This is a genomic window from Halomonas bluephagenesis (genome assembly GCF_054790765.1).
The window spans coordinates 3,976,654-4,000,043 of the sequence record NZ_CP133631.1; the positions used below are offsets into that span (position 1 = coordinate 3,976,654).

The following is a 23,390-nucleotide window of genomic DNA, read 5'->3' on the forward strand; positions in this document are numbered from 1 at the left end:
GCCTTGCGGCCCCTGATGGTGGGAAGTATTAATCGGTTAGGCGGCTAGTTGATCCATCGCAGCGGAATAGCCAGACCAGTTATCGACGCCCATGGCTTCCAAGGCGTGTAGCTTGGCTTGGTCGGCTAGCAGCTGGTCATACTCGCCGCGGCTGATGGTGACTGTTTCAGGTTTTGGAGCCGGTACCGTGGCCTTGGTGAAGGAGTCAGCGGCGGCACTCAAGCGGCTAGTGTTCAGCGGCTTATGCTCAGCAGCGGCGGGCATTGGCTCAGGTTCAGGCGCTGGCTCTGGCTCTGGTTGAGCCTTACGCTTCTCTGCCGCTTCGCGTTCAGCTTTCTCACGGCGCAATTCTTCAAGCTCACGTTGATCAGCTGCGCGCTTCTCTTCTTCTTCACGCAGGCGCTTACGATCTGCTTCCACCTGGGCTTGCTCTGCCGCAAGCCGTTCACGTTCCAACGTTTGTCCGTGTTGTTCGCTGATGCGCTTTAGCACTTCGGCTTTGGCGTCTTCGGCTTCCGCAGTCACATCAAAGTAGCCGTCTACGTCGATGGCCACGACGGCATCGTGAAGGTCTGCAAGGCCGCTTGAATCGAGCCCTACAGCGGTATCCAGAAAGCTCCAGATTTCCACGTTAATACGTTCGCGCAGCTTGGCGATACGAGCTTGTTTCGCCCGCTCGGCGCGCTCATTTCCCACTATTGCACCGGTAACTTGAGAGGGTAGGGGCTATTCCAATCCCTCCACAGTTCACTTGAACGGACACCGTCCCTCCAATGAAATTCTCATACCCGCGAAATTGAAAAATCAGCTACTAAGAATTCGTTGGTAAAAAAGGCCATTGTCGCTTGAGTTTTTTTCAATCGCTTAAAGTCACGCTATCTCTTTTAATTTGTAGCTTTTAAGCTACAATAGCCATATGACTGAACTTACCCACTACCTTACCGCTGATGGCTATGACCCTTTTCAAGCTTGGCTGGATGCTACTAAGGCTAAAGATCGTCAAGCCGCTATGCGGGTACTAACACGCCTTAACAGGCTGGCAGCGGGTAATGCAGGCGACACCAAGACAGTAGGTGATGGAGTATGGGAGCTACGCATTACCTATGGCCCTGGCTACCGCGTTTACTACGCCAAGGTAGGGGCGCGCTTGGTAATGTTGTTAATAGGTGGTACCAAACAGCGTCAGCAGTCTGACATCGAACAGGCAAAAGCGTTTTTGGCCGACCACAAAAGGAGAATACGTCATGAAAAGTCATGATGAAGCAGTTATTGAGATGCTGCGCACTGACCCCAGTATGGCTCTGGACTACCTGCGAACAGCGTTTGATGAGCTGGACGAAGAGGGGGGAGAGTCAGCCTTCCTAATGGCGCTGCGTCATGTCGTTGAAGCTCAAGGCGGAATGGCGCTGGTAGCAGAGCGTGCCAAAGTATCACGCGAAAGCCTTTACCGGGCTTTATCCCCCAAAGGCAATCCAACACTTCGAACTATGACCGCGGTGATTAAAGCCACAGGTGTTAACTTCCACGATCTTACCCATCAAGCGCCAGCAAGCTGACACCACCAAAAAGCCTTGCATAGTGTCGCATCGAAGCGCACACAAGCGCCTGTATTTATGTTGGGTGGGATGTTGGGTAAAAAATAAAACCACATAATAAGTTATTGAATTTAAAATACCGTTGGCGGACTTTCCCTCTGTCACTGCATATCTAAATGCATGTTTTATTGGCTTTTTAATAGCTTATGGAACATGCTTTTTTGCTTATTTACCACATGTGTTTACCACATCCTTTCAGCCGCAATCTTTGACCCTTTATTATTGATGTACTGCATGTAACGATGCTTTACACTTGATGCCTCTCACTAGAATTAGGTAGAGGTGAGTATGGGACTTGATAATCTGTACCGTGACAAAGTATCGATTGAGAAACCGAGTGGCGAAACTCTTGGGCCAGTGAAAGCTTCTGTCCAGAAAGGACGTAAAATCCATCTAGCAGCCGAGCATCCTCTAGAGCCAGGTGATGTCTTAATCAGGGAAATGCCCTTCAGTAAGCCAGAACGCTGTGTAGTGGATGAGCCTAACTTCTATCAAGGTATGGGGCAGGTATTCCCCCTCACTTCCAGGTAGAAGTAACTCGCGAGGGCAAGGTGGTCGTACGAGGCGAAAGTGTTGTTCGGGATATTGTACGGCAGGAAGCACCAGCGCAAATCACTTACAACGTCTACGGTGGGCATGCTCGCTTCACCAGAACTCTACTGACAACTCCGTAAACGTCACTGTAGAGGCTGGCGAATCATTGTTTGAGGACTTGAAGAGTGAGCTTCGTTCCAACGTCACTGACCTGCAACGTTTAGATGATCTGCTGTCTCTTGTCAGTGATATGCAAGCTTCGCAGCATGACAGTAAGAATTTGAGTGAGAAGCTGGGGCTGTTCATCAGTAAGAGCGCGGATATTATGACGATTATTGCGCCGTTCGTCCCAGCACTAACAGGTCTTGCAGCAGGGGCTGGTTAGCCTTAACTCCTACCTACTATTATTTTGCTTGCCTAAGGCAGAGACTGTTTGGTCTTCAGAATTAGTGAGATGAACATAGAAGTTTGAAGGAAAAAATGTATGGATAGACAGTTTCTGTTAGAACAAGCTGAATCAATGCAGAACATGATGGTGGACTGCGCAACAGGCGGTGCTATCTCTGAGTTCGATTATGGCACGATTCAAACAAATCTATTGTCCGATGCTGGTATAGCGCAGCTTGTACCACAGATGGTGAAGACCTGTCGGTCACCGAGTCAGTTCTGGGCCTTTATCAAAAAAACAACCAGTACGAACCGCGAAGACAATACATCTGGAGTGAATTTAGGCCGCTTCTAGACAAGTTAGAAGAGGTGTGGGTCACCTTCAGATTCAGCTATCGGGGAAACCCTGGAGAAGTTCGATTCCACCCATGTTCATGCTGCGTGGCAGAAAACTTTGGATCGAAGAACTTCAGACTTTGAAGGCGCTATCACCATGGCAAAAACCTTGGTTGAGAGTGTCTGCAAGCACGTCATTGAGCAAGTTGAAGGTCAGGAGTACACGGGTAAAAGCGATGATCTTCCCGCCTTGTACCGAAAAGCATCCTTTACACTTAACCTGTCGCCAGAACAACACATGGAAGAAACCTTCAAGCGTATCCTTGGTGGTTGTTCCAATATCGTGACTGGTCTTGGAGAGTTGCGTAACAAAGTTGGAGACGCCCACGGCCAAGGCTCCCGTCCGATCAAACCGAAACCTCGACATGCTGAATTGGCTGTTAACCTCGCTGGGACAATGGCAGCTTTCCTGATAGCTACCCTTGAGGCTCGATCCCATCCCTGATCTCATGGTCTAAATCGTCAAGCATCATGGCTACAGTCGCGTGTTTCGCCGCACCATCATAGCCAGGAAAAAGGGTCGCAATTGTTACTCCCAATCTTTCAAGATGCTGCATCAATGCCTTTGCTTCTGAAAGAGGGAGAAGATGCCGTTTAAGATAAGTACGGGATAATTCGTGGTTATTTATATCGAGGCTATCTAATTCAAACCCTTTTATGAACGTGAACATGCCCTTTTGGGCTGCAAGGTTCTTACTGGTTGAGCCAGGAGCTTTTCTGATTCTGAACGTGTCCTCAAAGGAACCTGCTGCATTGCAGTCAAGCTCAACAATGCTCACCATCCAGTTTGACAGGTCTGCTTTGTCGCCTTGTTTGGCTCGTTCGTTTAAAGCCTGAGAGACAGCGAAGTAGCAAGCAACCAAAGGAGAGCTAGTCCAATCTAAAAGCCGCGTAGGTACACCGTGATGTTGGGCTTGTGCCAGAAAACGAAATACCGAATCTTGATCTGTAGGCCATAAACTTGGGAATTTAAATAAATCAACGTTTCGGCCTTGGCTGTATTGACCTGTTGGCTCCTTAAGGAAGCCCCTAAGCTCGCTACTATCTCCAGCAACTTGAAGCCCAGCATCATCACAGGCATTTACGAACCAGTGCAGGTATGTAAGCTCTTTGAAAGTTTGTGAGTCTCCACCATGGATAGCTTCTAGTTTTCTAGAGATTTTGGCTCTAACTATGGACGGACTAAGTGTATGCTGATGGTAGCCAAGTCCCCTATAAATAAGCCTAGAACGTTGATCAGAAACAAAATGCTGAAGAAGGCTCGATACGGTAGGGTACACATCGTCATTTGATTTGTCCCACATAGTTTATGTCAGCCTATTCAAAGTTTACCTTCCAGCTTTCCTAATGATCTAAAAAAATCACCCCACTATAAAGACAAGCATAATAAATACATATCATCATGCACAACTATCTGATTAATTTTAGTTATTACCTTCTGGGCTTCCACTAACTGTCCGACATGCTCGCTCTCGTATGCCGGCGATAGGTTATACACTGAAGCACAGAACATTCTGCTAGCGTTGTTGAGTCTAGAGCAAGCAGTCCAAGAGGATTCGCCTTACGAAGGGATGGTTCGTATGATGTCTCCCGGTAGTGTTGGACTCAAGCTATATCTATATCCACGCTTATTGGCACTGCAGAGCAAGTATCCAAAGCTCATAATCGATTACCGCTTGCATCCAATTCCGACGTAGAAACCGCCATCGCCGAATCCACTGTGGATATTGGCTTCATGACGTCAAAATCTACCTTGGCCGAGGTCAGTTGTACGTCTGTCGCGGCAGAGTCACTGTTATTGGTGACCCCTGAGACCGTTAAAGATCCTGATTGGGAGACTTTGATGGCCCTCAGTTTTATTGACCACACTGATGGATGTCACCACGCTAACCTGTTGCTTGGTGAAAATTATCCTGAGTTCCAGCACAGTCATCAATTTCCAAAGAAGGGATACTCGAACCAAATTGGGCTGATGCTGGAGCCTGTCAGCATCGGGCTGGGTTTTACGGTATTACCGGCCCATGCGGTTGAGGCATTTCACAAGCCCGAGCATATTAAAGCTCGCCAACTTCCCAATCCGGTGAGTGAGACGCTATATCTTTGCAGCCGCCGCCACAGGGGGTGTCAGAAAAGAATGGAAACGGTAATAACGGAAGCCAGGCGATGGCTCTGAACCTAATTGAAATTTAACAAAACATGGCAGCGGACAAGCTACTGAATGTGGCGTTAAATCAAGAGCATCCGAACAACTGCTTCTGGCTGTTTTCTGCTGTTAATAGTTGATGGGAATCGTCTCTAAAGAGAAGTTCACAATTACTGACTGAGTAGGGGGCGATTCATTCAAGGGCTAATGGGAAGCAGTTGTCAGCTTGGCAAGCTACATCCAAACGGCCATTCCCGCATTGATTCAATCGGAAAAGGGGGGGGATTAAACTTCGTATTTGTTGCTATCTGGCCTAGCTTACTAAATAAGCTTTTGACTTAAGTCAGCTTTGTTCAGACACCATAAATGTTAATCTCATGGGGCTGGCAATTGGCTAGCAATTACTGAGAATCGATCATGAAAATGGTATTGGTAGGTCTAGTGATAGTAGGCGTAGGCATGTTCCTGAGTGTTGGTAGCGTATCAGCTGCCACAGTTTTTCATAGCGGGGATGTTGTCGAACATGGTGGGCGTACAGACAGTAATGGCTGGCACAGAGATACCAAGCAAGGCACTCGCCACTGCCATTAAGCTAGCAAATGTAACGTCTTTAAGCGTTGCATTAACCGCTCAAGCCTAAGCCCCAAAAAAAGAAATCAGCTGCCAGAGGATGACCGTTGCCTCAATACCCAGTAACCCCAGGGGTAATCGTAGTGCGTTATCCCTGGGGTTATAGTTGGCGAGATAGTGGCAGGCTCAGATCTTGATGTCGTAGTCGACGTATTTGTTCATTAACTCGTCGTAGGTACCGTCTTGTTTGATCTCTCGCAGTGCCTCATTGAACTGCTCCGCCAGGGCTTCGTTACGAGGGTGGAAGGCTGCCGCTACGCCGTGCCCGAAATAGTGCTTTGGCTCGCGGATTAGCGGCGAGCTGGTGACAATTCCACTGCCTTCAGCGTTAACTTCGAGCGATGACAGTGCCAGTGGGTAATACATAAAAGCTGCGTCTAAGCGACCTGTTCTAATGTCCACTGCGAGATCTTCGCCCGTTGCATAGCGCCGTACGTCAACGAGATCGCCATAGGTGTCGGTAATGTACTCATCACGGATGGTGCCACGCTGAACGCCTACTGATAGGCTTTCAAGGGCGTCATGATCCTCAATGTCGACCTCGTTGCCTTCCTGAGTCACCCATACACTAGGGTTGCTGTAGTAGGGTTCTGAGAACAGCACTTGTTCGCGTCGTGCATCGGTGATTGCCATTGAGGACATGATGGCGTCGTATTTTCGTGCCAATAAGCCGGGGATGATGCCATCCCAGCCTTGTTCTACCCATTCGCACTCACGCTCGATACGTCGACATACTTCTTCACCCAGTTCCACTTCAAAGCCTGTCAGGGTGCCATCGGGTAGGCGATACTCAAAAGGCTCAAAGGGAACATCAACAGCGAGGCGAAGCGGGTCATCGGAGTAGGCCGGAACGGCAAACAGCAGTGATGTAAGCGCAGTTGCTATTCCTGCTTGGGTACGGCGCATAGTACTTTCCTTTTTTCGTTTTTATATAAGGTGTTGGTTAATTAATTTTGCATGATTCGCGTAATAGGTAAAGTGCTTGTTAAATAGATGTGCCCAATACCCATTATGAAAAGCCCCTGATGAATCAGGGGCTTTTATCGTTCCTAGACGTTTCGCTTTCGCAATTTAGCCGTTTCGGCTTTATGAGCTTGATCGCAATGGCCACCGCTGTGCATGCCAGAGCAGGGAAAGCAACGTCTAACACCGAATCCAGCGTCCAGCCACGCCAGACGCCTTCAAGCATGCCCACCGGTAATGTTTCCCCCCATTCCCAACCACGTTGAACGCCAAGCCTGTATTCATGTTGTGCAATCTCACGCCCTAACAAGAGCGCAACCGCGATGGCACCGGTGACTCTGGCGTTAGCAAAAGGAAGCAGGGCCATTTGAATAAGCAGCGCGATAAACACATGTTCTAAGTGGGTAATATTCACATTAGGCTCCAATGTGGCGCTCGTGGTGAAAATCAGTTGTGCGCTATAATGCTCATTAATTCTTTTTTGCGGTAATTATGTGCGCTAAACTGCTCATAAATGATCATTAGAAGAATTTTTGAGTACTCTGCTGCGCATAGGTGATTCTTGAAATTGACGATACAGGTTCATTTTGATCAAGCTTGGCATGATGCGGCTGAATTGTCGTTGCCTAACCCTGAGCAGGGTACTCGTGGGGAGTCTCGGCTGCGTTATGCGACTGACTATGCCGTTGAGTGGCTATTTCAAGACGATCTACGCGCCTGCAGTATGCGGTTACCTATCGAGTTGATGCTGACCCACGAATCGCCACACTGGTTCGGCTTCTTAGAAGACATTATGCCGGCGGGAGCTAGTCGCCGCTTTTGGGTAGATTATCTGGGGCTTCATGATTTGCCAGTTGGTCGTCAGGATGCTGAATTACTGGCGCGTGGCACTATCGCACCGGTCGGTAACTTACGTATCAAGGAATCAGTGCCTGATCTCTCGGCAAAGAAAGCCTTAGAGGAACGGCGCTTTCCCGTGCAAAGCGTTGTAGAGCGTCAGGTGGACTTTCTAGAGTACGCCCAGCAGATGGGGGCGGCTAGTGGCGGTGCCACTGGGGCTGGCGGTGAAGCGCCAAAATTGCTGCTCAGGATGACGAACGACGACCACGTTTGGATTGATACTTGGCAGGATGAAAACCACCGACCTGATCTACCGATGTTGGTGAAATTTCCGCGCGGTAAACGTTCCGCTGACGATTGCGATATCTTGCGCGCTGAATATCATTATTATCAGGAGCTTGCATCGCTAGGTGTCGCCACGATTGATACTGAACGAATGCGTCTGGAGGAGGGGGAACGTTACCCGTCCCTGTGGTTACCCCGTTTTGATATGCAGTACCTCGACGGTACTTGGGTTCGCTATGGCCTGGAGTCAGTCTACTCCTTAGTAGGTGCTGCGCCGGGCACCTTTCTGCATCACGGTGACACAATTCGGCAGCTGATTAGCTTGCTGGGAGCTCAATATCGCGTGCAAGAACAAGGCGCCGTGTTCGAGAGCGACTTGTTTGTTCTGGAATGGATTAAGCGTGATTTGTTGAATATCGCCTTCGGCAACTCTGATAATCATGGCCGGAATACGGCATTATTGAAGCGCCCCGAAGGCATTGGATTTGCCCCCGTGTATGACTTTGCGCCTATGAAGGCTGACCCCGAGGGGGTGACACGAACAACGCAATGGGGAACGCCCCTAGAAGTGGGCGGGGAGTACGATTGGCTAGCGATTGCCGACACACTGTCAGACATCGTTGAGCCAGAGCGAGTGATAGAGGAGCTTCGTGCGCTTGCATTGAAACTAAAGGGCGTAGATGAACGTCTGGCTGACCGTGGGGTTCCTCCCCGAATCCTTGATATGCCTGCAGTAGGCCTACGCACTATCAATACTCGACTCAAACGTTGGGGGTTGCTATGAAGCGAGGCTATTCTGATGATCGCGAAGAAGCCCTGGTAGCTCTGCTGAAACGTTTCTATGCGGGGGAGATCACCGACGGAGCGCTATTGCGCGCGCTACGCCGCGATGTGCTGGGTTTGAACCAGACTCGTTATGCCGCCTTGGTTGGCATTAGTCGACGAACTTTGTCGGATCTGGAAGGCGATAAAAATAATGTCACCCTAGAGGTTAAGAACCGCGTTTTCCGGCCGCTAGGGTTAGAAGTGAGTTTGTTGCCGCGTAAGCGTGCTCTGTTGGAACAGATACTGACATTTACCGAGTAACTCGCGTCGAAGGTGGATGGATCAGTACCGTTAAATTTTGATTACCTTCACCCCGTAATCAAAGGGATTGACGATGCCTTCTAGCTTGCCAATCTGGGATATATCGCTTTGGGAGATAACACTACTGATGTTGGTCTCTGGGAAACGCAGGTTTTTAACGATGTGAACCTGATTTGGCATGCCTTTGGCGTCGACATCCATGACCCAGGCAAGAAAGCTGCCCGAATATTTAGCCAAGCAGCCAATCGGATAAAGGCCGTACACTTGGATGTACTCGACTAACACTGTCTTGTCATAGGCCGCGTCTGCGTTACTGACAATGCGGTAGGCATCAAGTGGCGAGTGCGCGGGTTCGCCATTACGCGAATGTAAGAGCTTGTTGACTACTTTGATGACCGATATCAGCCGAATTAGCTTCGATAGTTGATTACCCTGCTTCGATGCTGGATAGCCAGAGCCATCTAGGCGTTCATTAGCATTCTCAATGACATCGCGGCAGATAGGGCTTGGCTCCCAGGCTAATTTTTTTAGCTTCTCGCGCAGAGCTGACACATGACCGCTGAGAATTAACTTCTGGTCCGGGTTCATATTTACCTTGAGTGAAGGCAATTTTTCGCTTATTAGCAGCGGCTTGCCAACGGTATGTAGCAAGGCACCCAGCATTGCTTCACGCACTTGTGGGTCGTGCGGGTCGCGAGAGAGGAGCAAGTCGGCCAGCAGGCCTGCAACCTGAACAGCATGCCTGACCCAGTCTGGTTCTTCTCTAAGGAACGCCAGGGCATACAGAAACGCTTTGCGATCTTGTTCGACAAGATAGCGAAGCGTATCGACGCAATCGTATAAAATCTCGCTAGGGAACAAGTCACGGTTTTTCATATACATCACCGCTACTTGAAGCTGATGGGCGACATCCATCACTCCGCGTTCCATCGGCGGTTGGCGGCCTTGCTTTTCACGCTCTTGTGCTTCTCGCTGCAAAATTTTCTTCTCTTTTAGGCCAGGAATGAAAAGGGAAGAGTGATACGTCAGCTTATCGTTGGATCCTGTGCGGTAGGCAGCTTCTCTCTCGGACTCATTAACGAATTGAAATAAGGTCTCGGCTTGTGACGTCGACAAGTTAATAAACTGAATGCCCACCGCCGCATAGCCATGATTACCAAAAGGGCGCATATGACAGATTTTACCCTCGGCAAAAAAACTCTCTCCATTAGGAAATTCGAGAGTCACCCCGGGGATCTTCTGGTTGACCCCGATTGCTATGCTGTCCGCCAGGTCGATATCGACCATACAGCCACCGATCGATAAGTTACGCAATCGACCCGACACATTAAGATTATTTGAGTAAACTTCCAGGCTGACACGGGCTAGCATGCCAAGGATGAAAGGGATGCGAACCGCGCCTCTATTTTCTTGGACAAATACCGATTCTGGAAGCTGGCACTCCAGGTGATAGTGAGTACTATCCGACTTCTGTAGTTTGGCAGCGACGTTGCTGAGGCTATAGGTTTCGCGCTCTATGGCGTGAGCGCCTTTCAGTGCTTCTAGGTCGAAGCTGACGCTGCCATTATAAAAATAGCGCTCAATATCCGAACCTAGATATTCGATCTCCAGCACCATATGCCCAGTGCTCAGGTTTAGCTCTATCACCTCTGCTGTTAAAGCATAGGGCATGTCTTTGGAGTAAACGGACAGCTCATTCGTATGCTTCAGTAGCGAACGAATTATATTAGCTGAAGGGTTTTGGTGCTGGGCGAGGGAGGCCATCTGAAATACCTGCGTATGTGAGTAGCTTTTATTTGCCCAGGTTAAGGCACTAATTCTAGTTCTTATGAGTGCAAACTCTACACATTAATTAGCAGTGAGATCACTGAAACGAATCTTTTTTTGCTGTGAAATTGCTTAGAAATATCATGAATATAAGATTATTTTACTAATGATCAGGCTAGCAGCCTGAGGGGCTAACCGCCAGCGCTACCACTTTTATATGATAAATTTCTTGAATAGCGCGATACCCCTTGCGAGCAGTTGGCTGCCAATGCTGCTGTCGGGCCTTGATTAATACCCTGTCATTTCCAAGTAGCCCACGCCGATCTGTTCCTGGGTTGGCGTGTTTCGTACCACCACATCCCCTTCCCAATAGGGCACGGTAGTTGGCATCCAGCGGTTGGGGTGTCGTGCTTCTATGATGAGCTCAAGATTGGCGTCTTGGAGTGTAAGCTGCCATCGGGTAGGAATGTCTCTTTCTGCTACACGCTCTGTGGCGAGAGGTGTGAGTACAACGCTATCTGGGCCTATCAGTTCAGTTTGACCATCCGCGTTAAACAAGTGGGCAAAGCGGTAGTCTGTACCGTTTTCGCCGCCGCCGCGTAACCGGTAAGCCATCAGCTTACGTCCATCATTCAAGTGCAATGAAAACCAATCCCAGCCCGTTTGTTCGGCGGTTAGTAACTGGCTGCTCCACTCCCGATCTAGCCAACCGCTGCCTTGCACTGCACGGGATTCACCATTGAGCGTCACGCTTCCCTCAATACGTAAAAACGGCTGGCTGTAGTAGTGAGACCCTTGGCCTTGAATAGTTTTGGCGTTAAAACCGTTTTCACCGTGCCACACCAGCGGGCCTTCTGCGCGAAGAGTGAGGTCGTAGCCAATCCGCGCGTCGGCCTCACCGCTGTAAGCCCTTAAAGTAAAGCTTTCAAAGTTGGCGTCTGGCGGGCTTCTGAAAGACCAGTCGTCAATCCACGCATGAAAAGGAGCTGCCACCACGCCTGCTTGTCCCTGTTGCTGATCTTGTTGTTGAAATCGCTGTTGAGAACGCTGTTGAGAATACTGCTGAGCACTATGGCTGCGGGCAAAGCGTTCGGCGGCAACGTGCGTTGCGTGCTGAGAGATGCCTAGATGAGCCATCCAAACTTGATCGGTGCTCCAGGGTTCAGGGGGCGGGCGTTTCTGTGGTGGCATAAGGGCTTGTCGGAACAGTGTCCACTGAAGGCCTAGCGGTTCACCTTGGCTATCTTCAAGGTTGGCCGTGAGATACCACCATTCAATGCGGTAGTTAGGATGAGGCCCGTGGTCGTCTGGAAACACCAACGATACGGAAGCATCTGCTTGAACGAACCCTTCCGTATGCGCGCCTAGGCCCGCAAAGCCGTCTTGTGGCGGTGGTTGAGGCTGTGGGCTTTCGTTGGAAGGCGCGTCACCACAGGCCGTTAGCATTAGGCAGAAGGTTAAAACTGCGAGTGTTTGAAACCGGCGTGGAAAGCTCATTGGGTGCCCTCGTTAAGCAGTGCACAAGGCGATGTTCGCCAAAGCTGCAGGGAGGGAAAAGCGGCAGCAAAAAGGGCAACGCTAAAGGCGGTGAGTAGCATGACCGCAATATCCAGAGGGAATAGCTGAAGCGGTAGCCGCCAACCGAAGGCTGCTACATTAATGACGGCTACCAGCAGCCAAGTAATTGCTATACCAAGGGGAATCGCCAGTAGGCCAGTGATTAATGCCAGCCCGCCTAACTGAACCAGCGGCAGCAGCGAAAGGGTGCCACGTGGCACGCCTAGCGCCCACAGCGTGGCAAGTTGCCGTTGTCGGTGTTGTGCTTGGGCCAGTAGTGTCGCCAGCAGTGCGAGTGCCGCTACTCCTAGCGTTAGGCCATTCAATGCTCGTGTGATACTGAAGGTGCGTTCAAAAATCTGCGTGGCTACCTTCTTAACCTCTTGTTGGTTCACTAGGGCACCTGGGGAAAGGTCAAATTCCGCAATTAACGCTTGGCGAAATGTATCTGTATCGGCCTCATCACGTAATGCGACGCCTGTCGACGCCAGTTCACCCTCAAAGCGCTGTATAAGCGTATCAACAGTAACTAATAGCTGCTGCTGTGGGTTGCCGTAATCAGGGTAAATAGCAGCCACCGTATACCATTCAGCGCCTTGCAATGTTTCAAGCAGAACGCTATCGCCTGGTTGAAGCGCTCGGGCCACCGCCATTTGCTCATTAATAAAAATGCTTTGGCGGCCCAGTGCTTCCCAGGCACTTGGGATTCCATCAAGCGTCTCAAGTAATGGCCACTGTGAGGTCAGCGTTGGCACCGTGCTAATACCAAAAACAGCAATGGTGTCGAGCGGGGCTGCTTGGTTAGAAACGTGTTCGTTAGACGTGGGAGAACTGATAGCCCGTAGCTCGGCGTTGCCGCGTGCGGTAGGTAAGGTTTCCAGCACCTCTGGCTGTGAGATCAGCCACTCGTTGAGAGTGGCGAGCGTCGATGGGGTGGCATTGATGTACAGCGGCGCAGCTAGTCGCTGGTCTAGCCAATCTAAAAACGTTAGCCGAAATCCACCTACCATGCTGCTAACGCCCAAATTAGTCGCTAGGGCAATTAATAGGGCCATCATGGCGAGAGATAAACGAGGCAGCTGCAGTTGCATATCGGCGGCCGACCACTGGCCCAGCGGGTGTCGCCGCAGTAGCCGTTGCAACAGACGCAGTAAGGCGTTAAGAGTCGGTGGTAGGCACACTGCACAGCTGAAAAGTAATGCAGCGACTAGACTGAAGCTGACCATTAGCCCCTTACCCGCAGGAAGCATACTCAGCCAAGTAGCTAGCCCTAACGTCAACAACCCGGCTAATCCGCCAGCTTGCAGCATGCGCACTAGCTGGTGCTGATAGCTGTGGCGCCATGCATAAGACTGCCCAAGGGCTAAGACTTGTAGCTTGGTAGCACGCCACAGCACGCCACTGCCTGCTAACAGTAAGCCACCTAAGGTGATCGCCACGCTGCCAAGCCAGTAATGCCAGGGCAGTGCTAGCGAGCGTTGTACGTCAGTTTGGTAAAGCGAAGCAAGTGTGCTGGCTACATCTGGAAGTAGTTTGCCAGCCAGCCATAGGCCGCTTATTAGCCCCAAAGCGGCCCCCGTCAGACCAAAGAGCAGAAGTTCAACGAGAATTGCAAGGGTGATTGTTGTGCCTGGTACGCCGAGGGCACGTAGCGTGCGTAGGGTTGCCATGCGCTGTTCCATGGCTAGCCCCAAGGCGGCTTGGACTATAAACAGTCCAACCACTAGCGCGAGTAATGCTAACGCCGTTAAATTGAGATGAAAGCTATCGGTTAGCTGTTCCGGTGAAGCGAGGCTGGCTGCACGGGTGAGGCGGTAACCCTCCGGCGGCTGAGTCAATGCTCCAGTCGCGGTGACTAAACTCAGAGTGGCCTGCTCGCCAAAAAGCGTCGAGACAGCGGCAATATCCATCACCAGCGTGTTAGGAGGAAGGTCATTTCGTAGTGCCAGCGGTGGGAGGCGCTGATCGCCAATAGAGGGAGTTGCGCCAGGAGCCTGTTGGCGGTCAAGGCCAAAGACTGCCAACGTATCGGGGGCGAGCTGGGTTTGCCAAGGTGGTGATAAAAACTCAGTCAGCGAACCGCCGTTACCCTCTACGCTGTTGCTTTTATTCGAAGAGGCAAGGTCTGAAAAGGTGAGTGTGAGCGGGTCGATGCCTAACACCGTCACCGGTGTATTCTCTATCGTCAGCGAGCTTTCCAATAACGGCGATACAGGTAGGCCAGCTTGGCGTAGTAATAAGTAATCATCGATGCCAAGGGCAATGCCATCGCGGCGGGCGAGTTGATCGGTTTCTACGCTAAATAGCGCGTTGGCACGAGCATAGCTCTCTTTAGCCGTGGCGTTAATCGCTTGAACGCTACTCCACAGAGCACTGGCAACCCACAGGCCTACCAACAGCATGGCGAGTTGACCAGGGTGACGCCGGTAGTGGCTCAATAGAGTGAGTACCACCCGCAGGATCATTGCTTCGTTTCCTTTAAGCGACCTAAGTGAAGACGAAACGTACGATTAAGTGGAGCTGCTACTCGTGCGCTATGAGTGACCATCAACAGTGCGCACTGTGTCTCTTTGACCAAGTCCAAAAGTAGTGCCAGCACCGTATCGGCACTCTGCTCGTCAAGGTTGCCGGTAGGTTCGTCAGCCAGCAGCAAGGTAGGGCGAACCGCCAAGGCACGACCAATCGCCAGGCGCTGTTGCTGGCCACCTGATAATTGCTCAGGGTAATGGTGTTCACGGCCAGAAAGCCCGAGTCGATCAAGTAGATAAGCACTCCATTCAGTGTCGGCTCTGCGCGCAAGCTTGGCTTGAAGCGTGAGGTTATCAATAACGTCGAGACTTGGCACAAGATGAAACTGTTGAAAGACAAGCCCTAATTGCTGGCGGCGAAGCTTTGCTCGGGCTGGCTCATTAAGCGATGAAAGTATTTGCCCATCGATAACAACACGCCCTTGGTCTGGCACTTCCAATCCGGCAGCAATGTGTAGCAATGTTGATTTGCCGCTGCCCGACTCGCCCATTAGTGCAAGGCTTTCTCCCCGGGCAAGGGTAAGGTCTATCTCATCGAGCACGTGTAGCGCGCCCTGCGGGGTGCTGAACGCTTTACTTATCTGCTGCAGGGCTAACATACGTATCTCCCGTTGCTGAGGCTTACTGCTATATATGGTCTCTTAACCACTGTCACTAACGACTGCTTCCCATCTTTCCCAGCACCGTATGGAATAGCTTTACGTAAATTATAACAGCTTATTTTTTTGTATAGCTATTGGCGGCTATATCAGGGGGTGTCGCATATTTTGTTGATTAAAAAGAGCGGTGAAGCACATTTACTTGTGCCGTATTGAAGAACAACATAGAAGTTGTCAGCTATAGATGTTAATGAGAACAATATCTATTGAGGATGCGCTATGCCGATCTATACCAACATCGAAGACCTTCGTCGCCATTACGTCCGCCGTACGCCAAAAATGTTCTATGACTACGCTGAGTCGGGCAGTTGGACAGAGCAAACCTTCCGCGAAAATACCAGCGACTTCCAGCATATTCATTTAAAGCAGCGCGTGGCGGTTGATATGTCAGGGCGCTCTACGCGAAGTTCTATGATTGGCGAAGATGTGGCTATGCCAGTGGCGCTGGCGCCCGTGGGGCTAACAGGAATGCAATCGGCGGATGGTGAAATTAAAGCAGCGCGGGCGGCTGAAAAATTTGGTGTGCCGTTCACGCTTTCAACCATGTCGATTTGCTCGATTGAAGATGTCGCGGAACACACTACGCAACCGTTCTGGTTCCAGGTGTATACCTTAAAAGACGATGATTTTATGCGCCGCTTGTTTGAGCGTGCCAAGGCGGCCAATTGTTCTGCTGTTGTGGTCACTGTCGATTTGCAAGTGTTGGGGCAGCGCCACAAAGATCTTAAAAACGGGCTCTCAGCGCCGCCTAAATTGACCGCCAAATCGATTGCCAATATGGCGACGAAAATTCCTTGGGGTTTGGAAATGCTGAAAACCAAACGTCGATCATTTGGCAACATTGTGGGGCATGCCAGGGGGGTTACCGACCCTTCTTCATTGTCAGCATGGACAGCTGAGGCGTTTGATGTATCGCTGGACTGGAAACGTATTGCTCAATTTAAAGAGTGGTGGGGCGGCAAGCTGATTGTGAAAGGTATTATGACCCCTGAGGATGCGCGCTGTGCCGTGGAAATAGGCGCGGATGCCATTATTGTTTCTAATCATGGTGGTCGTCAGCTAGATGGTGCAATGAGTTCAATTCGGATGCTGACAAGCATTATGGATGAAGTAGGTGATGAGATAGAAGTGCATCTCGACTCTGGTATTCGTTCGGGCCAGGACGTACTGAAAGCGCTGGCGTTGGGTGCTAAGGGAACCTACATTGGGCGTGCCTTCACCTATGGTTTAGGGGCTGCCGGTGAAGAGGGGGTAACCAGGGCGCTACAGATTATTCATAAAGAGCTTGATACCACCATGGCGCTATGTGGCGAAACAGACGTTAGCCGATTAGGGCCTCATAACCTTTATGTGCCAAATGGCTTTGCTGATCCCACTGTCAAACTTTAGGCCTCATTTGTTTAGGCCTACTTTATATTCAATGTATTAAAAAAGGGTGCCCAAGTGGCACCCTTTTTTCTTGTGAAAAGCAGTCATCTGGACAGGAAAGCCTCAGTGATACCCTTCGCCCACTTTTACCTTTCCACGGAACACCCAGTAGGTCCAGGCGGTGTATGCCAACACGATAGGAATAACAAACAACACGCCGATCAGCAAAAACAACTGAGACTCCGGTGCAGAAGCGGCGTCCCAAATTGTATAGTTAGGCGGTACGATAACCGGCCACTTGCTGGCGATTAGGCCTAGGTAGGTAAAGATGAATAGGCCCAGCGTTGCGATAAACGGTAAACCTTCCTGCTGGCGCTTTACCGACCGATAAAGAATGCCTGCGCACGCCAAAGCAAGAAGCGGGAAGATACCAATAATGTGTATATTGTTTAGCCAGCGTTCCATTACTTCAGGGCTGATGATCGGTGTCCAAAGGCTGACAATGCCGAAAACCACCAACACAGCTAAGAGCAATTTTGGTGTTATGCGATAGGCCCACTGCTGTACATGGCCCTCTGATTTCAAAATCAACCAAGTAGAGCCAAGCAGTGCGTAGCCTGCCATCAGTCCGAGACCAGTGATTACCGTGAAGGGTGTTAGCCAATCAAACGCACCGCCCACATAACGAAAGTCTTCGACAGCGAACCCCTGAATATAGGCACCCACCACGGCACCTTGAGCGAAGGCAGCAATAGCGGAACCCCAACAGAACGCACGATTCCACCAACGGCGGGTTTTCTTAGACTTGAAACGAAACTCAAACGAGATGCCGCGAAAAATCAAGCCAGCCAACATCAGGAAAACACCGATGTAAAGAGCGGGCAAAAACACGGAATAGACTAGCGGGAAAGCTCCTAGCAGGCCTGCACCGCCTAATACCAGCCATGTTTCGTTGCCATCCCACACGGGGGCAACAGAGTTCATCATCACATCTCGGGACTCTTCATCGGGCGCAAAGGGAAACAAAATACCCAGCCCTAGATCAAAGCCGTCCATTAAAACGTACATGATAACGCCAAAGCCGATTATGACGGCCCAGACTAGCGAGAGATCAATACTCATGGGTTTGCTCCTTCCAGATCGTCATCAAAGGGAGTTTGTGCCGCGGAAAGGGGGCGCTTTGGACGTTGAACTTCACCTTCAACCTCCGCGGGTAATTCCTTCATGCCGTTGCGTACCACTCGAGTTAGATAATAAATACCGGTTAAAAACACCACGCTGTAGACAGCGATATAGCCAATCAAGGTAAACAGCGCCATACCGCCTGTAAGTGAAGGTGTTAGCCCTTCGGCATGGGTCATGACGCCATACACCAACCAAGGCGCACGTCCTGATTCGGTAACAATCCAACCACCCAGAACCGCCAGGAAAGGCGATACAATCATGACGGTAAGCGTTTTTAAGAAAAGCGGGTTTTCATAGACACGCCCCTTGCGACGCAGAAATAACCCAGTCAGAGCAACAGCGATCATCAGTAAGCCAATGCCTACCATGACGCGGAATGCCCAAAATACAATAATGACCGGAGGCTGCTCTTCTATTGGCACTGCGTTAAGCCCAGGAACTTCGCCATCTACATGGTGCGTCAGGATTAAGCTGGCAAGGTTAGGAATGCCGATTTCAAAATGGTTGGTCTGAGATTCTTTATCGGGAATAGCAAAGAGCAGAAGTGGCACGTTGGTTTGCGTTTCCCAGTTACCTTCCATCGCTGCTACTTTAGTCGGCTGGTGTTCCAGGGTGTTCAAACCGTGAAAATCCCCGACTACCGCTTGTGCAGGCGCTAAAATCAGCAGTAACCATAAGCACATGGACAGCGCTTTTTTGTTGGCTTCAACATCACGCTTGCGCAGCAAGAACCAGGCGCTAACCCCCGCAACGACAAATCCACCGGTGAGGAAAGAAGCCATGCCCATGTGAACGAAGCGGTACCAGAAGGAGGGATTAAAAAGCGCTTCCATCCAAGAGGTGATATGGAACCGGCCGTCGATCAGCTCATAACCTGCCGGGGTTTGCATCCAGCTGTTAGCAGAAAGTATCCAGAAAGAAGATATGAACGTGCCTACGGCAACCATTATGGCAGCAAATAAATGCACACCTTCAGGTACTTTATTGCGGCCAAATAACAGTACACCCAGAAATGCAGCTTCTAAGAAAAAGGCTGTTACTACCTCATAGCTGAGGACAGGGCCTAAGAAGTTAGACGTCGCGTAGGCAAAGTTGCTCCAGTTGGTACCAAACTGAAACGACATAACAATGCCCGATACCACACCCATGCCAAACACGACCGCAAACACTTTTGTCCAGAAAAGCGCCAAGCGATCCCAAGCGGGGTTTTCTGTCTTGTAAAACAGGCCATGCAGCAGCGCAATGTAGGAAGCTAGGCCGATAGTGAACACCGGGAAAATGGCATGAAAAGAAACAACAAAGGCGAACTGCAGCCTTGAAAGCAACAGGGGATCTAATTCCATGGCGACCTCCTAGATCGTGTTACATGAAAATATTGAAAATCAGTAGTTGTCGCAGGAGCTATATTCTTAATGGCTATGGTTATATTTCTTTAATTATTAATAGTAGTTGAAACCACTCTGCGACGTAAGTTGAAAGTACCCAATGACGCATGACGTATTGTCGCATCTCCTTGTTAGTAAATATTCTCATTTCTATACGCTTATGCTTCTATTTTAGATTTGAGGGTGCTAAATTTACTGACACTAGATTTGCTGGCGCAATCTAGCGAAGGCTGAAAGATTGATAAATTCGCTAACGTTTAAAAAGGAACTTTCGATGAAACGAACTGCTTCACTCTTACTAGCGGGCCTGCTAAGCAGTGGACTTGTGGTTGCTAGCGACAATGAGCGGCCTGATCACTTTGAAGGGCAATCTTCCGACACCTTGGAACAAGCGATTGAAAATTTAACTGAAGGGAATCAGCAGCTAGCTGAATTACTTTCGCAGGATGAGATCACGGATACACAAATGGGCGAGATCCACATGCTCACCTACACGCTGGAAAACGCATTGCAGAAAGTTGATGAAGAAGTAGATGCAATGGCTGTCTTACTGGAAGAGGTACACCTAGGTTCGGAAACGCTGGATCAAGAGCGCGTAGCAAGCAATGGTGAACGTTATTTGGAAGCGTCTTCACTGCTAACAGAATAAAGCCCTTGAGCAAGCACCTGAAAAAAGCACTGCTAACGACGCAAATAAGGCTCGTCTGCTTTAGGCGGGCCGGTGCCACCCCAAGTCTGTATTTTTGCCACAAGCCAATCTGCTGACAAATTTTGCTAAGCTAAACGACTGTTTTTATGCTGGCACTTTTCCTCTATGTCTTCACTTCCGTCTTCACTACCGTCTTCACATCTGCCTCGATTTCGATCTTCGCGCTGGTTGCCTGGCGGACATTTGCAGACGCTTTATAGCCCACTATTGCGGACGCCGCCTCGATTACATCGTCAGCGAGAGAGGATGATGCTCCAAGATGGTGATTTTATCGATGTGGATTGGTATGGGCCTGAGGAGGCGTCGGCACATTGCGTGCTACTGCTTCATGGCTTAACCGGCAGCTCTTCTTCACTGTATATTCTGGGGCAACAGCAAGCGTTAGCGGCGCGTGGCTGGCAGAGCGTGGCCGTGAATTGGCGTGGCTGTTCTGGTGAGCCAAACCATCGCGCCAGGGGATATCACTCTGGGGCGAGTGAGGACTTGGCTGATGTGGTTAATCAACTGGCATCACGTTATCCAACCAAACTGTTTACCGCGGTTGGCTACTCACTGGGCGGCAATGTGTTGCTCAAGTACTTGGGCGAGCAGGGCAGCAATACTCCGTTGAGGGCGGCTGTAGCGGTATCAGTACCCTTTCGGCTAGACCACTGCGCGGACCGAATAAGCAAAGGCTTTTCCAAAATTTACCAGGCACGTTTTCTACGCGATCTGCGTCAGTATGTTGAGCGTAAACAGCGTGCGTTCTTACGCCAAGGGCGTCGTGAGGAATTGGCGCGTTTGGCGGCGCTTGAAACGCTGGAAGGTATGAAGACGTTTTGGGACTTCGATGGGCGTGTTACTGCGCCATTGCATGGCTTTGAAAGTGCCGATGACTATTACCGCCGCTGCAGCAGTGCTTTCTTTGTAGAGTACCTTCGTGTTCCAACGCTCATTGTGCATGCGCAAGATGACCCTTTTATCTATCCGCAGAGCGTTCCTCTCGCTGAAACCCTGCCAAGCTGTGTCACCCTGGAACTTCATGCCTCGGGTGGCCATGTGGGCTTTATCGCAGGTTCTCTTTGGCGACCGCGGTATTATCTTGAGCACCGATTGCCTGACTGGTTGCAGTCGCAGGTTCCTAATCTGAATGTGTCGGATAACGCCGAAGTACTACTATCCTAATTAACGTCAATCACTCAGAGGTTGCTATGTCTGCGTTCTTCGACCGCTTAAACGGTGTTTCGTCTCCTCGTGTTGGGTTGGGATGCATGAATCTATCCCACGGCTATGGACAGCATGTGCCAGAGACAGAGGCGTTTCAGGTACTGGAAGAGGCATTCGAAATGGGATATCGCCATTTCGATACGGCGACTCTTTATGGTGGAACGGCAAATGAGCGGCTGTTGGGGCTCGCCTTGAAGACTAAAAGACATCAACTGTTGCTCGCCAGTAAGTGTGGAATGGCATTGGATGCTGAAACGGGCAAGCGCGTGATCGATGGTCGCCCTGAAACGTTGCGCCACCAATGCGAGGAGAGCCTGAAACGACTGAAAACGGACTATTTGGATATTTACTACCTGCATCGCCTAGATCGCAGTGTTCCTATTGAAGAGAGTGTCGGGGCGCTTGGCCGACTTGTGGAAGAAGGCAAAATTGGCGCGGTTGGTTTATCTGAGATATCGGCGGAGACACTTCGCAAAGGCAACGCGGAATATCCTGTGGACGCAGTGCAGTCAGAGTACTCACTTTGGACACGCAATCCCGACATTGCTTTAAAGAATGTATGCGTGGAACTCGATATAGCCTTGGTGGCGTTTAGCCCTCTAGGGCGTGGCTTTTTGGCGGGTTCAGTAGAAGAAAATACACTATTTGCATCTGGCGACATGCGAGCTGGAATGCCCAGGTTTAGCAAAGACAACCTACCTCATAACCTTTATTTGTTGTCAGATTTTAAGGCGTTAGCTACCCGTCTCGAGATAACACCCGCACAGCTGGCGCTGGCATGGTTAAAAGCTCAGGGGCGTCATATCATTCCTATTCCTGGCTCCTGCTCAGTGGCGCATGTACGTGAGAATTTACTCGCTGAAACGGTCGTGTTGGATGCTGCAACGGTGACTCAGCTCAATGGCATGATGCTACCGGATCAAGTTGCCGGCGCTCGTTACAGTGATGCGCAACAAGCCGATATTGATACCGAAGAATTTGCGGGCTAATAAGGTAGATAAATTATTTACCAAACCCCGTTGCTTTCTTTCCGCCCAGAGCTATTATTCGCTACCAACGACGATGTTGTTAGCCCACTAAGGAGCACTGCCATGTTGAAAGGTCTTATTATCTGTTTCGCAGTGCTATTTGCACAGCTGGCGGTGCTGAACGTGATTGATGCACGACTCTACAACGCTCAGGATGCACGTCAGACAGGGACAACGCAGCATTTGCCTCATAAGGAAGAAGACGACGATAACATTTCGCCGGCGTAGAAAAAAAGCGGCAATGGACAGCTATTTGCCCATCGCCGCTGCTTTTATAAACGTTTTACAACATCTCATTTAGCCACTGCTTGAATGTTTCCCAAGAGCGCTTGTCTGCTCGCTCATGGTAACGATCACTGCCAAATACACTAAATGCGTGAGGTGCTCCAGAATAAATGCCTACCTCGTAGGTAATGTTGGCTTGTTCCAACTCTGTTGCCAGTGTTGCGACATCTTCTAAGCTAACCGACGTATCAGCACCACCATGGGCGATATAAATGGGCGGTGTCGCGCTGGTGTACGCTTGGCCCTCGGGAGTACCTAGCCCACCATGGAAGCTGGTATACGCTGCGATATTATTAGCTTCTCCTGAACGGGCTATCTCTAATGCCACTGCACCACCAAAGCAGTAGCCCATTATAACGGTTTGCAAAGCCGCACCCTCTTTCCTTGCTTGATCCAGGCCTGCCAGCGTTAAATGGCGCATTCGTTCACGATCTTCGTAAAGTGCGCGTGTTGCCGCTTGTTTAGCTTCTATTGCCTGAGGTCGGTTGCCTGCACCGAATAAATCAACGGCAAACGCATCATAGCCTTCAGCCGCTAACATATCGGCACGTTGGCGCTCATAGTCGTCAATACCATCCCAGTCGTGAATGATTAGCACGCTGCCTTTTGTATTGTCGCCAGCGGATATAAAGTAGCCTTCGTAGGCTTCACCATCTACTTCGTAACGAATGTCTTCACCACCCGCAGTGAAGCCGTAAGCAGAAGAGGTGAGGGCAATAACGCCAAATGTGGCGACGGTTAGGGGAATTTTATTGAGCATTTCTATGTCCAAAACGGTGTGGAATGTTAAGCATAGTCAACGCTGGAGGAGAGAGAGCCCCAAAACGCAGTTGTTTGCGTGGAAGACAAATACT

Annotated in this window: 26 protein-coding genes; 15 read left to right on the forward strand and 11 right to left on the reverse strand. The window is 50.2% G+C overall.

Annotated elements, in window-relative coordinates:
• Positions 1 to 36 precede the first annotated feature (36 nt).
• Entirely contained in the window at positions 37 to 696 is a 660-nt protein-coding gene (locus REH51_RS18115; RefSeq protein ID WP_009724363.1) for a hypothetical protein, read from the reverse strand.
• A 220-nt stretch (positions 697 to 916) separates the two neighbouring features.
• Between REH51_RS18115 and REH51_RS18120 the strand changes: the two genes are divergently transcribed.
• The 6 genes from REH51_RS18120 to REH51_RS18145 all read left to right on the forward strand — a co-directional run bounded on the left by REH51_RS18120 (position 917) and on the right by REH51_RS18145 (position 3,357).
• Positions 917 to 1,258, forward strand: coding sequence for a type II toxin-antitoxin system RelE/ParE family toxin (locus tag REH51_RS18120; RefSeq protein WP_009724364.1), 342 nt, complete (start codon positions 917 to 919; stop codon positions 1,256 to 1,258).
• Positions 1,245 to 1,556 carry an addiction module antidote protein gene (locus REH51_RS18125; RefSeq protein ID WP_009724365.1) on the forward strand — a complete coding sequence of 104 codons (312 nt, stop codon included), beginning with the start codon at positions 1,245 to 1,247 and terminating at the stop codon, positions 1,554 to 1,556. Before REH51_RS18120 ends, REH51_RS18125 begins: the two co-directional genes overlap by 14 nt.
• A 327-nt stretch (positions 1,557 to 1,883) precedes the next feature.
• Positions 1,884 to 2,126, forward strand: coding sequence for a hypothetical protein (locus tag REH51_RS18130; protein WP_009724366.1), 243 nt, complete (start codon positions 1,884 to 1,886; stop codon positions 2,124 to 2,126).
• A gap of 169 nt (positions 2,127 to 2,295) precedes the next feature.
• Complete coding sequence (locus tag REH51_RS18135; RefSeq protein WP_009724368.1) at positions 2,296 to 2,514, forward strand: hypothetical protein; 219 nt, start codon at positions 2,296 to 2,298, stop codon at positions 2,512 to 2,514.
• A gap of 99 nt (positions 2,515 to 2,613) precedes the next feature.
• On the forward strand, positions 2,614 to 2,871 hold the full coding sequence (locus REH51_RS18140; protein ID WP_009724369.1) for a hypothetical protein: 258 nt from the start codon (positions 2,614 to 2,616) through the stop codon (positions 2,869 to 2,871).
• 99 nt (positions 2,872 to 2,970) lie between these two features.
• Positions 2,971 to 3,357 (forward strand): abortive infection family protein, encoded by a 387-nt coding sequence (locus REH51_RS18145; RefSeq protein WP_498932447.1) that lies wholly within the window; start codon positions 2,971 to 2,973, stop codon positions 3,355 to 3,357.
• Here REH51_RS18145 and REH51_RS18150 read toward each other — a convergent pair.
• Positions 3,329 to 4,216 (reverse strand): FRG domain-containing protein, encoded by an 888-nt coding sequence (locus REH51_RS18150; protein WP_009724371.1) that lies wholly within the window; start codon positions 4,214 to 4,216, stop codon positions 3,329 to 3,331. The two genes, REH51_RS18145 and REH51_RS18150, sit on opposite strands and share 29 nt — an antisense overlap.
• 431 nt (positions 4,217 to 4,647) lie before the next feature.
• Between REH51_RS18150 and REH51_RS18155 the strand changes: the two genes are divergently transcribed.
• Positions 4,648 to 5,085: a LysR substrate-binding domain-containing protein gene (locus tag REH51_RS18155; RefSeq protein WP_009724372.1), complete on the forward strand. Its 438-nt coding sequence runs from the start codon at positions 4,648 to 4,650 to the stop codon at positions 5,083 to 5,085.
• A gap of 387 nt (positions 5,086 to 5,472) precedes the next feature.
• The gene (locus REH51_RS18160; protein ID WP_498936506.1) at positions 5,473 to 5,646 is read left to right on the forward strand and encodes a YHYH domain-containing protein; all 174 of its coding nucleotides are present in this window, start codon (positions 5,473 to 5,475) and stop codon (positions 5,644 to 5,646) included.
• Between the two features lie 165 nt (positions 5,647 to 5,811).
• On the opposite strand, the gene REH51_RS18165 is transcribed toward REH51_RS18160, so the two are convergent.
• On the reverse strand, positions 5,812 to 6,591 hold the full coding sequence (locus tag REH51_RS18165; protein WP_009724373.1) for a transporter substrate-binding domain-containing protein: 780 nt from the start codon (positions 6,589 to 6,591) through the stop codon (positions 5,812 to 5,814).
• Positions 6,592 to 6,715: 124 nt separating this feature from the next.
• Positions 6,716 to 7,063, reverse strand: coding sequence for a hypothetical protein (locus REH51_RS18170; RefSeq protein ID WP_009724374.1), 348 nt, complete (start codon positions 7,061 to 7,063; stop codon positions 6,716 to 6,718).
• A gap of 147 nt (positions 7,064 to 7,210) precedes the next feature.
• Here REH51_RS18170 and REH51_RS18175 point away from each other — a divergent pair, with 147 nt between their 5' ends.
• Together REH51_RS18175 and REH51_RS18180 are read left to right on the forward strand one after the other, a co-directional pair.
• Positions 7,211 to 8,557: a type II toxin-antitoxin system HipA family toxin gene (locus tag REH51_RS18175; RefSeq protein ID WP_039869607.1), complete on the forward strand. Its 1,347-nt coding sequence runs from the start codon at positions 7,211 to 7,213 to the stop codon at positions 8,555 to 8,557.
• Positions 8,554 to 8,859 (forward strand): helix-turn-helix domain-containing protein, encoded by a 306-nt coding sequence (locus tag REH51_RS18180; RefSeq protein ID WP_009724376.1) that lies wholly within the window; start codon positions 8,554 to 8,556, stop codon positions 8,857 to 8,859. The genes REH51_RS18175 and REH51_RS18180 overlap by 4 nt, the downstream gene beginning before the upstream one ends.
• A 30-nt stretch (positions 8,860 to 8,889) precedes the next feature.
• Here REH51_RS18180 and REH51_RS18185 read toward each other — a convergent pair whose 3' ends face one another.
• The 4 genes from REH51_RS18185 to REH51_RS18200 form a co-directional block, all read right to left on the reverse strand.
• A complete protein-coding gene (locus REH51_RS18185; RefSeq protein WP_009724377.1) occupies positions 8,890 to 10,623 on the reverse strand; it encodes a PilZ domain-containing protein in 1,734 nt (577 codons plus the stop codon).
• Positions 10,624 to 10,914: 291 nt separating this feature from the next.
• Positions 10,915 to 12,123, reverse strand: coding sequence for a lipocalin-like domain-containing protein (locus REH51_RS18190; RefSeq protein ID WP_009724378.1), 1,209 nt, complete (start codon positions 12,121 to 12,123; stop codon positions 10,915 to 10,917).
• Positions 12,120 to 14,648 (reverse strand): ABC transporter permease, encoded by a 2,529-nt coding sequence (locus REH51_RS18195; RefSeq protein WP_009724379.1) that lies wholly within the window; start codon positions 14,646 to 14,648, stop codon positions 12,120 to 12,122. Before REH51_RS18195 ends, REH51_RS18190 begins: the two co-directional genes overlap by 4 nt.
• Positions 14,645 to 15,310 carry an ABC transporter ATP-binding protein gene (locus tag REH51_RS18200; RefSeq protein ID WP_009724380.1) on the reverse strand — a complete coding sequence of 222 codons (666 nt, stop codon included), beginning with the start codon at positions 15,308 to 15,310 and terminating at the stop codon, positions 14,645 to 14,647. The genes REH51_RS18195 and REH51_RS18200 overlap by 4 nt, the downstream gene beginning before the upstream one ends.
• A gap of 279 nt (positions 15,311 to 15,589) precedes the next feature.
• Here REH51_RS18200 and REH51_RS18205 point away from each other — a divergent pair, with 279 nt between their 5' ends.
• Positions 15,590 to 16,759, forward strand: coding sequence for an alpha-hydroxy acid oxidase (locus REH51_RS18205; protein ID WP_498936508.1), 1,170 nt, complete (start codon positions 15,590 to 15,592; stop codon positions 16,757 to 16,759).
• 102 nt (positions 16,760 to 16,861) lie between these two features.
• Here the strand turns inward: REH51_RS18205 and cydB are convergent, their stop codons facing one another.
• A complete protein-coding gene (gene cydB / locus REH51_RS18210; protein ID WP_498936510.1) occupies positions 16,862 to 17,860 on the reverse strand; it encodes a cytochrome d ubiquinol oxidase subunit II in 999 nt (332 codons plus the stop codon).
• On the reverse strand, positions 17,857 to 19,266 hold the full coding sequence (locus REH51_RS18215) for a cytochrome ubiquinol oxidase subunit I (protein ID WP_009724383.1): 1,410 nt from the start codon (positions 19,264 to 19,266) through the stop codon (positions 17,857 to 17,859). Before REH51_RS18215 ends, cydB begins: the two co-directional genes overlap by 4 nt.
• A 316-nt stretch (positions 19,267 to 19,582) precedes the next feature.
• On the opposite strand from REH51_RS18215, the gene REH51_RS18220 reads away from it, so the two are divergent.
• From REH51_RS18220 to REH51_RS18235, 4 genes are all read left to right on the forward strand, one after another.
• Positions 19,583 to 19,957 carry a DUF6746 family protein gene (locus tag REH51_RS18220; RefSeq protein ID WP_009724384.1) on the forward strand — a complete coding sequence of 125 codons (375 nt, stop codon included), beginning with the start codon at positions 19,583 to 19,585 and terminating at the stop codon, positions 19,955 to 19,957.
• A 165-nt stretch (positions 19,958 to 20,122) separates the two neighbouring features.
• On the forward strand, positions 20,123 to 21,181 hold the full coding sequence (locus REH51_RS18225; protein WP_050801108.1) for a hydrolase: 1,059 nt from the start codon (positions 20,123 to 20,125) through the stop codon (positions 21,179 to 21,181).
• A 26-nt stretch (positions 21,182 to 21,207) separates the two neighbouring features.
• Entirely contained in the window at positions 21,208 to 22,212 is a 1,005-nt protein-coding gene (locus tag REH51_RS18230) for an aldo/keto reductase (RefSeq protein ID WP_039869611.1), read from the forward strand.
• 102 nt (positions 22,213 to 22,314) lie between these two features.
• Positions 22,315 to 22,479 carry a hypothetical protein gene (locus tag REH51_RS18235; protein WP_009724387.1) on the forward strand — a complete coding sequence of 55 codons (165 nt, stop codon included), beginning with the start codon at positions 22,315 to 22,317 and terminating at the stop codon, positions 22,477 to 22,479.
• Positions 22,480 to 22,534: 55 nt separating this feature from the next.
• Here the strand turns inward: REH51_RS18235 and REH51_RS18240 are convergent, their stop codons facing one another.
• A complete protein-coding gene (locus REH51_RS18240) occupies positions 22,535 to 23,296 on the reverse strand; it encodes a dienelactone hydrolase family protein (RefSeq protein WP_009724388.1) in 762 nt (253 codons plus the stop codon).
• Positions 23,297 to 23,390 lie beyond the last annotated feature (94 nt).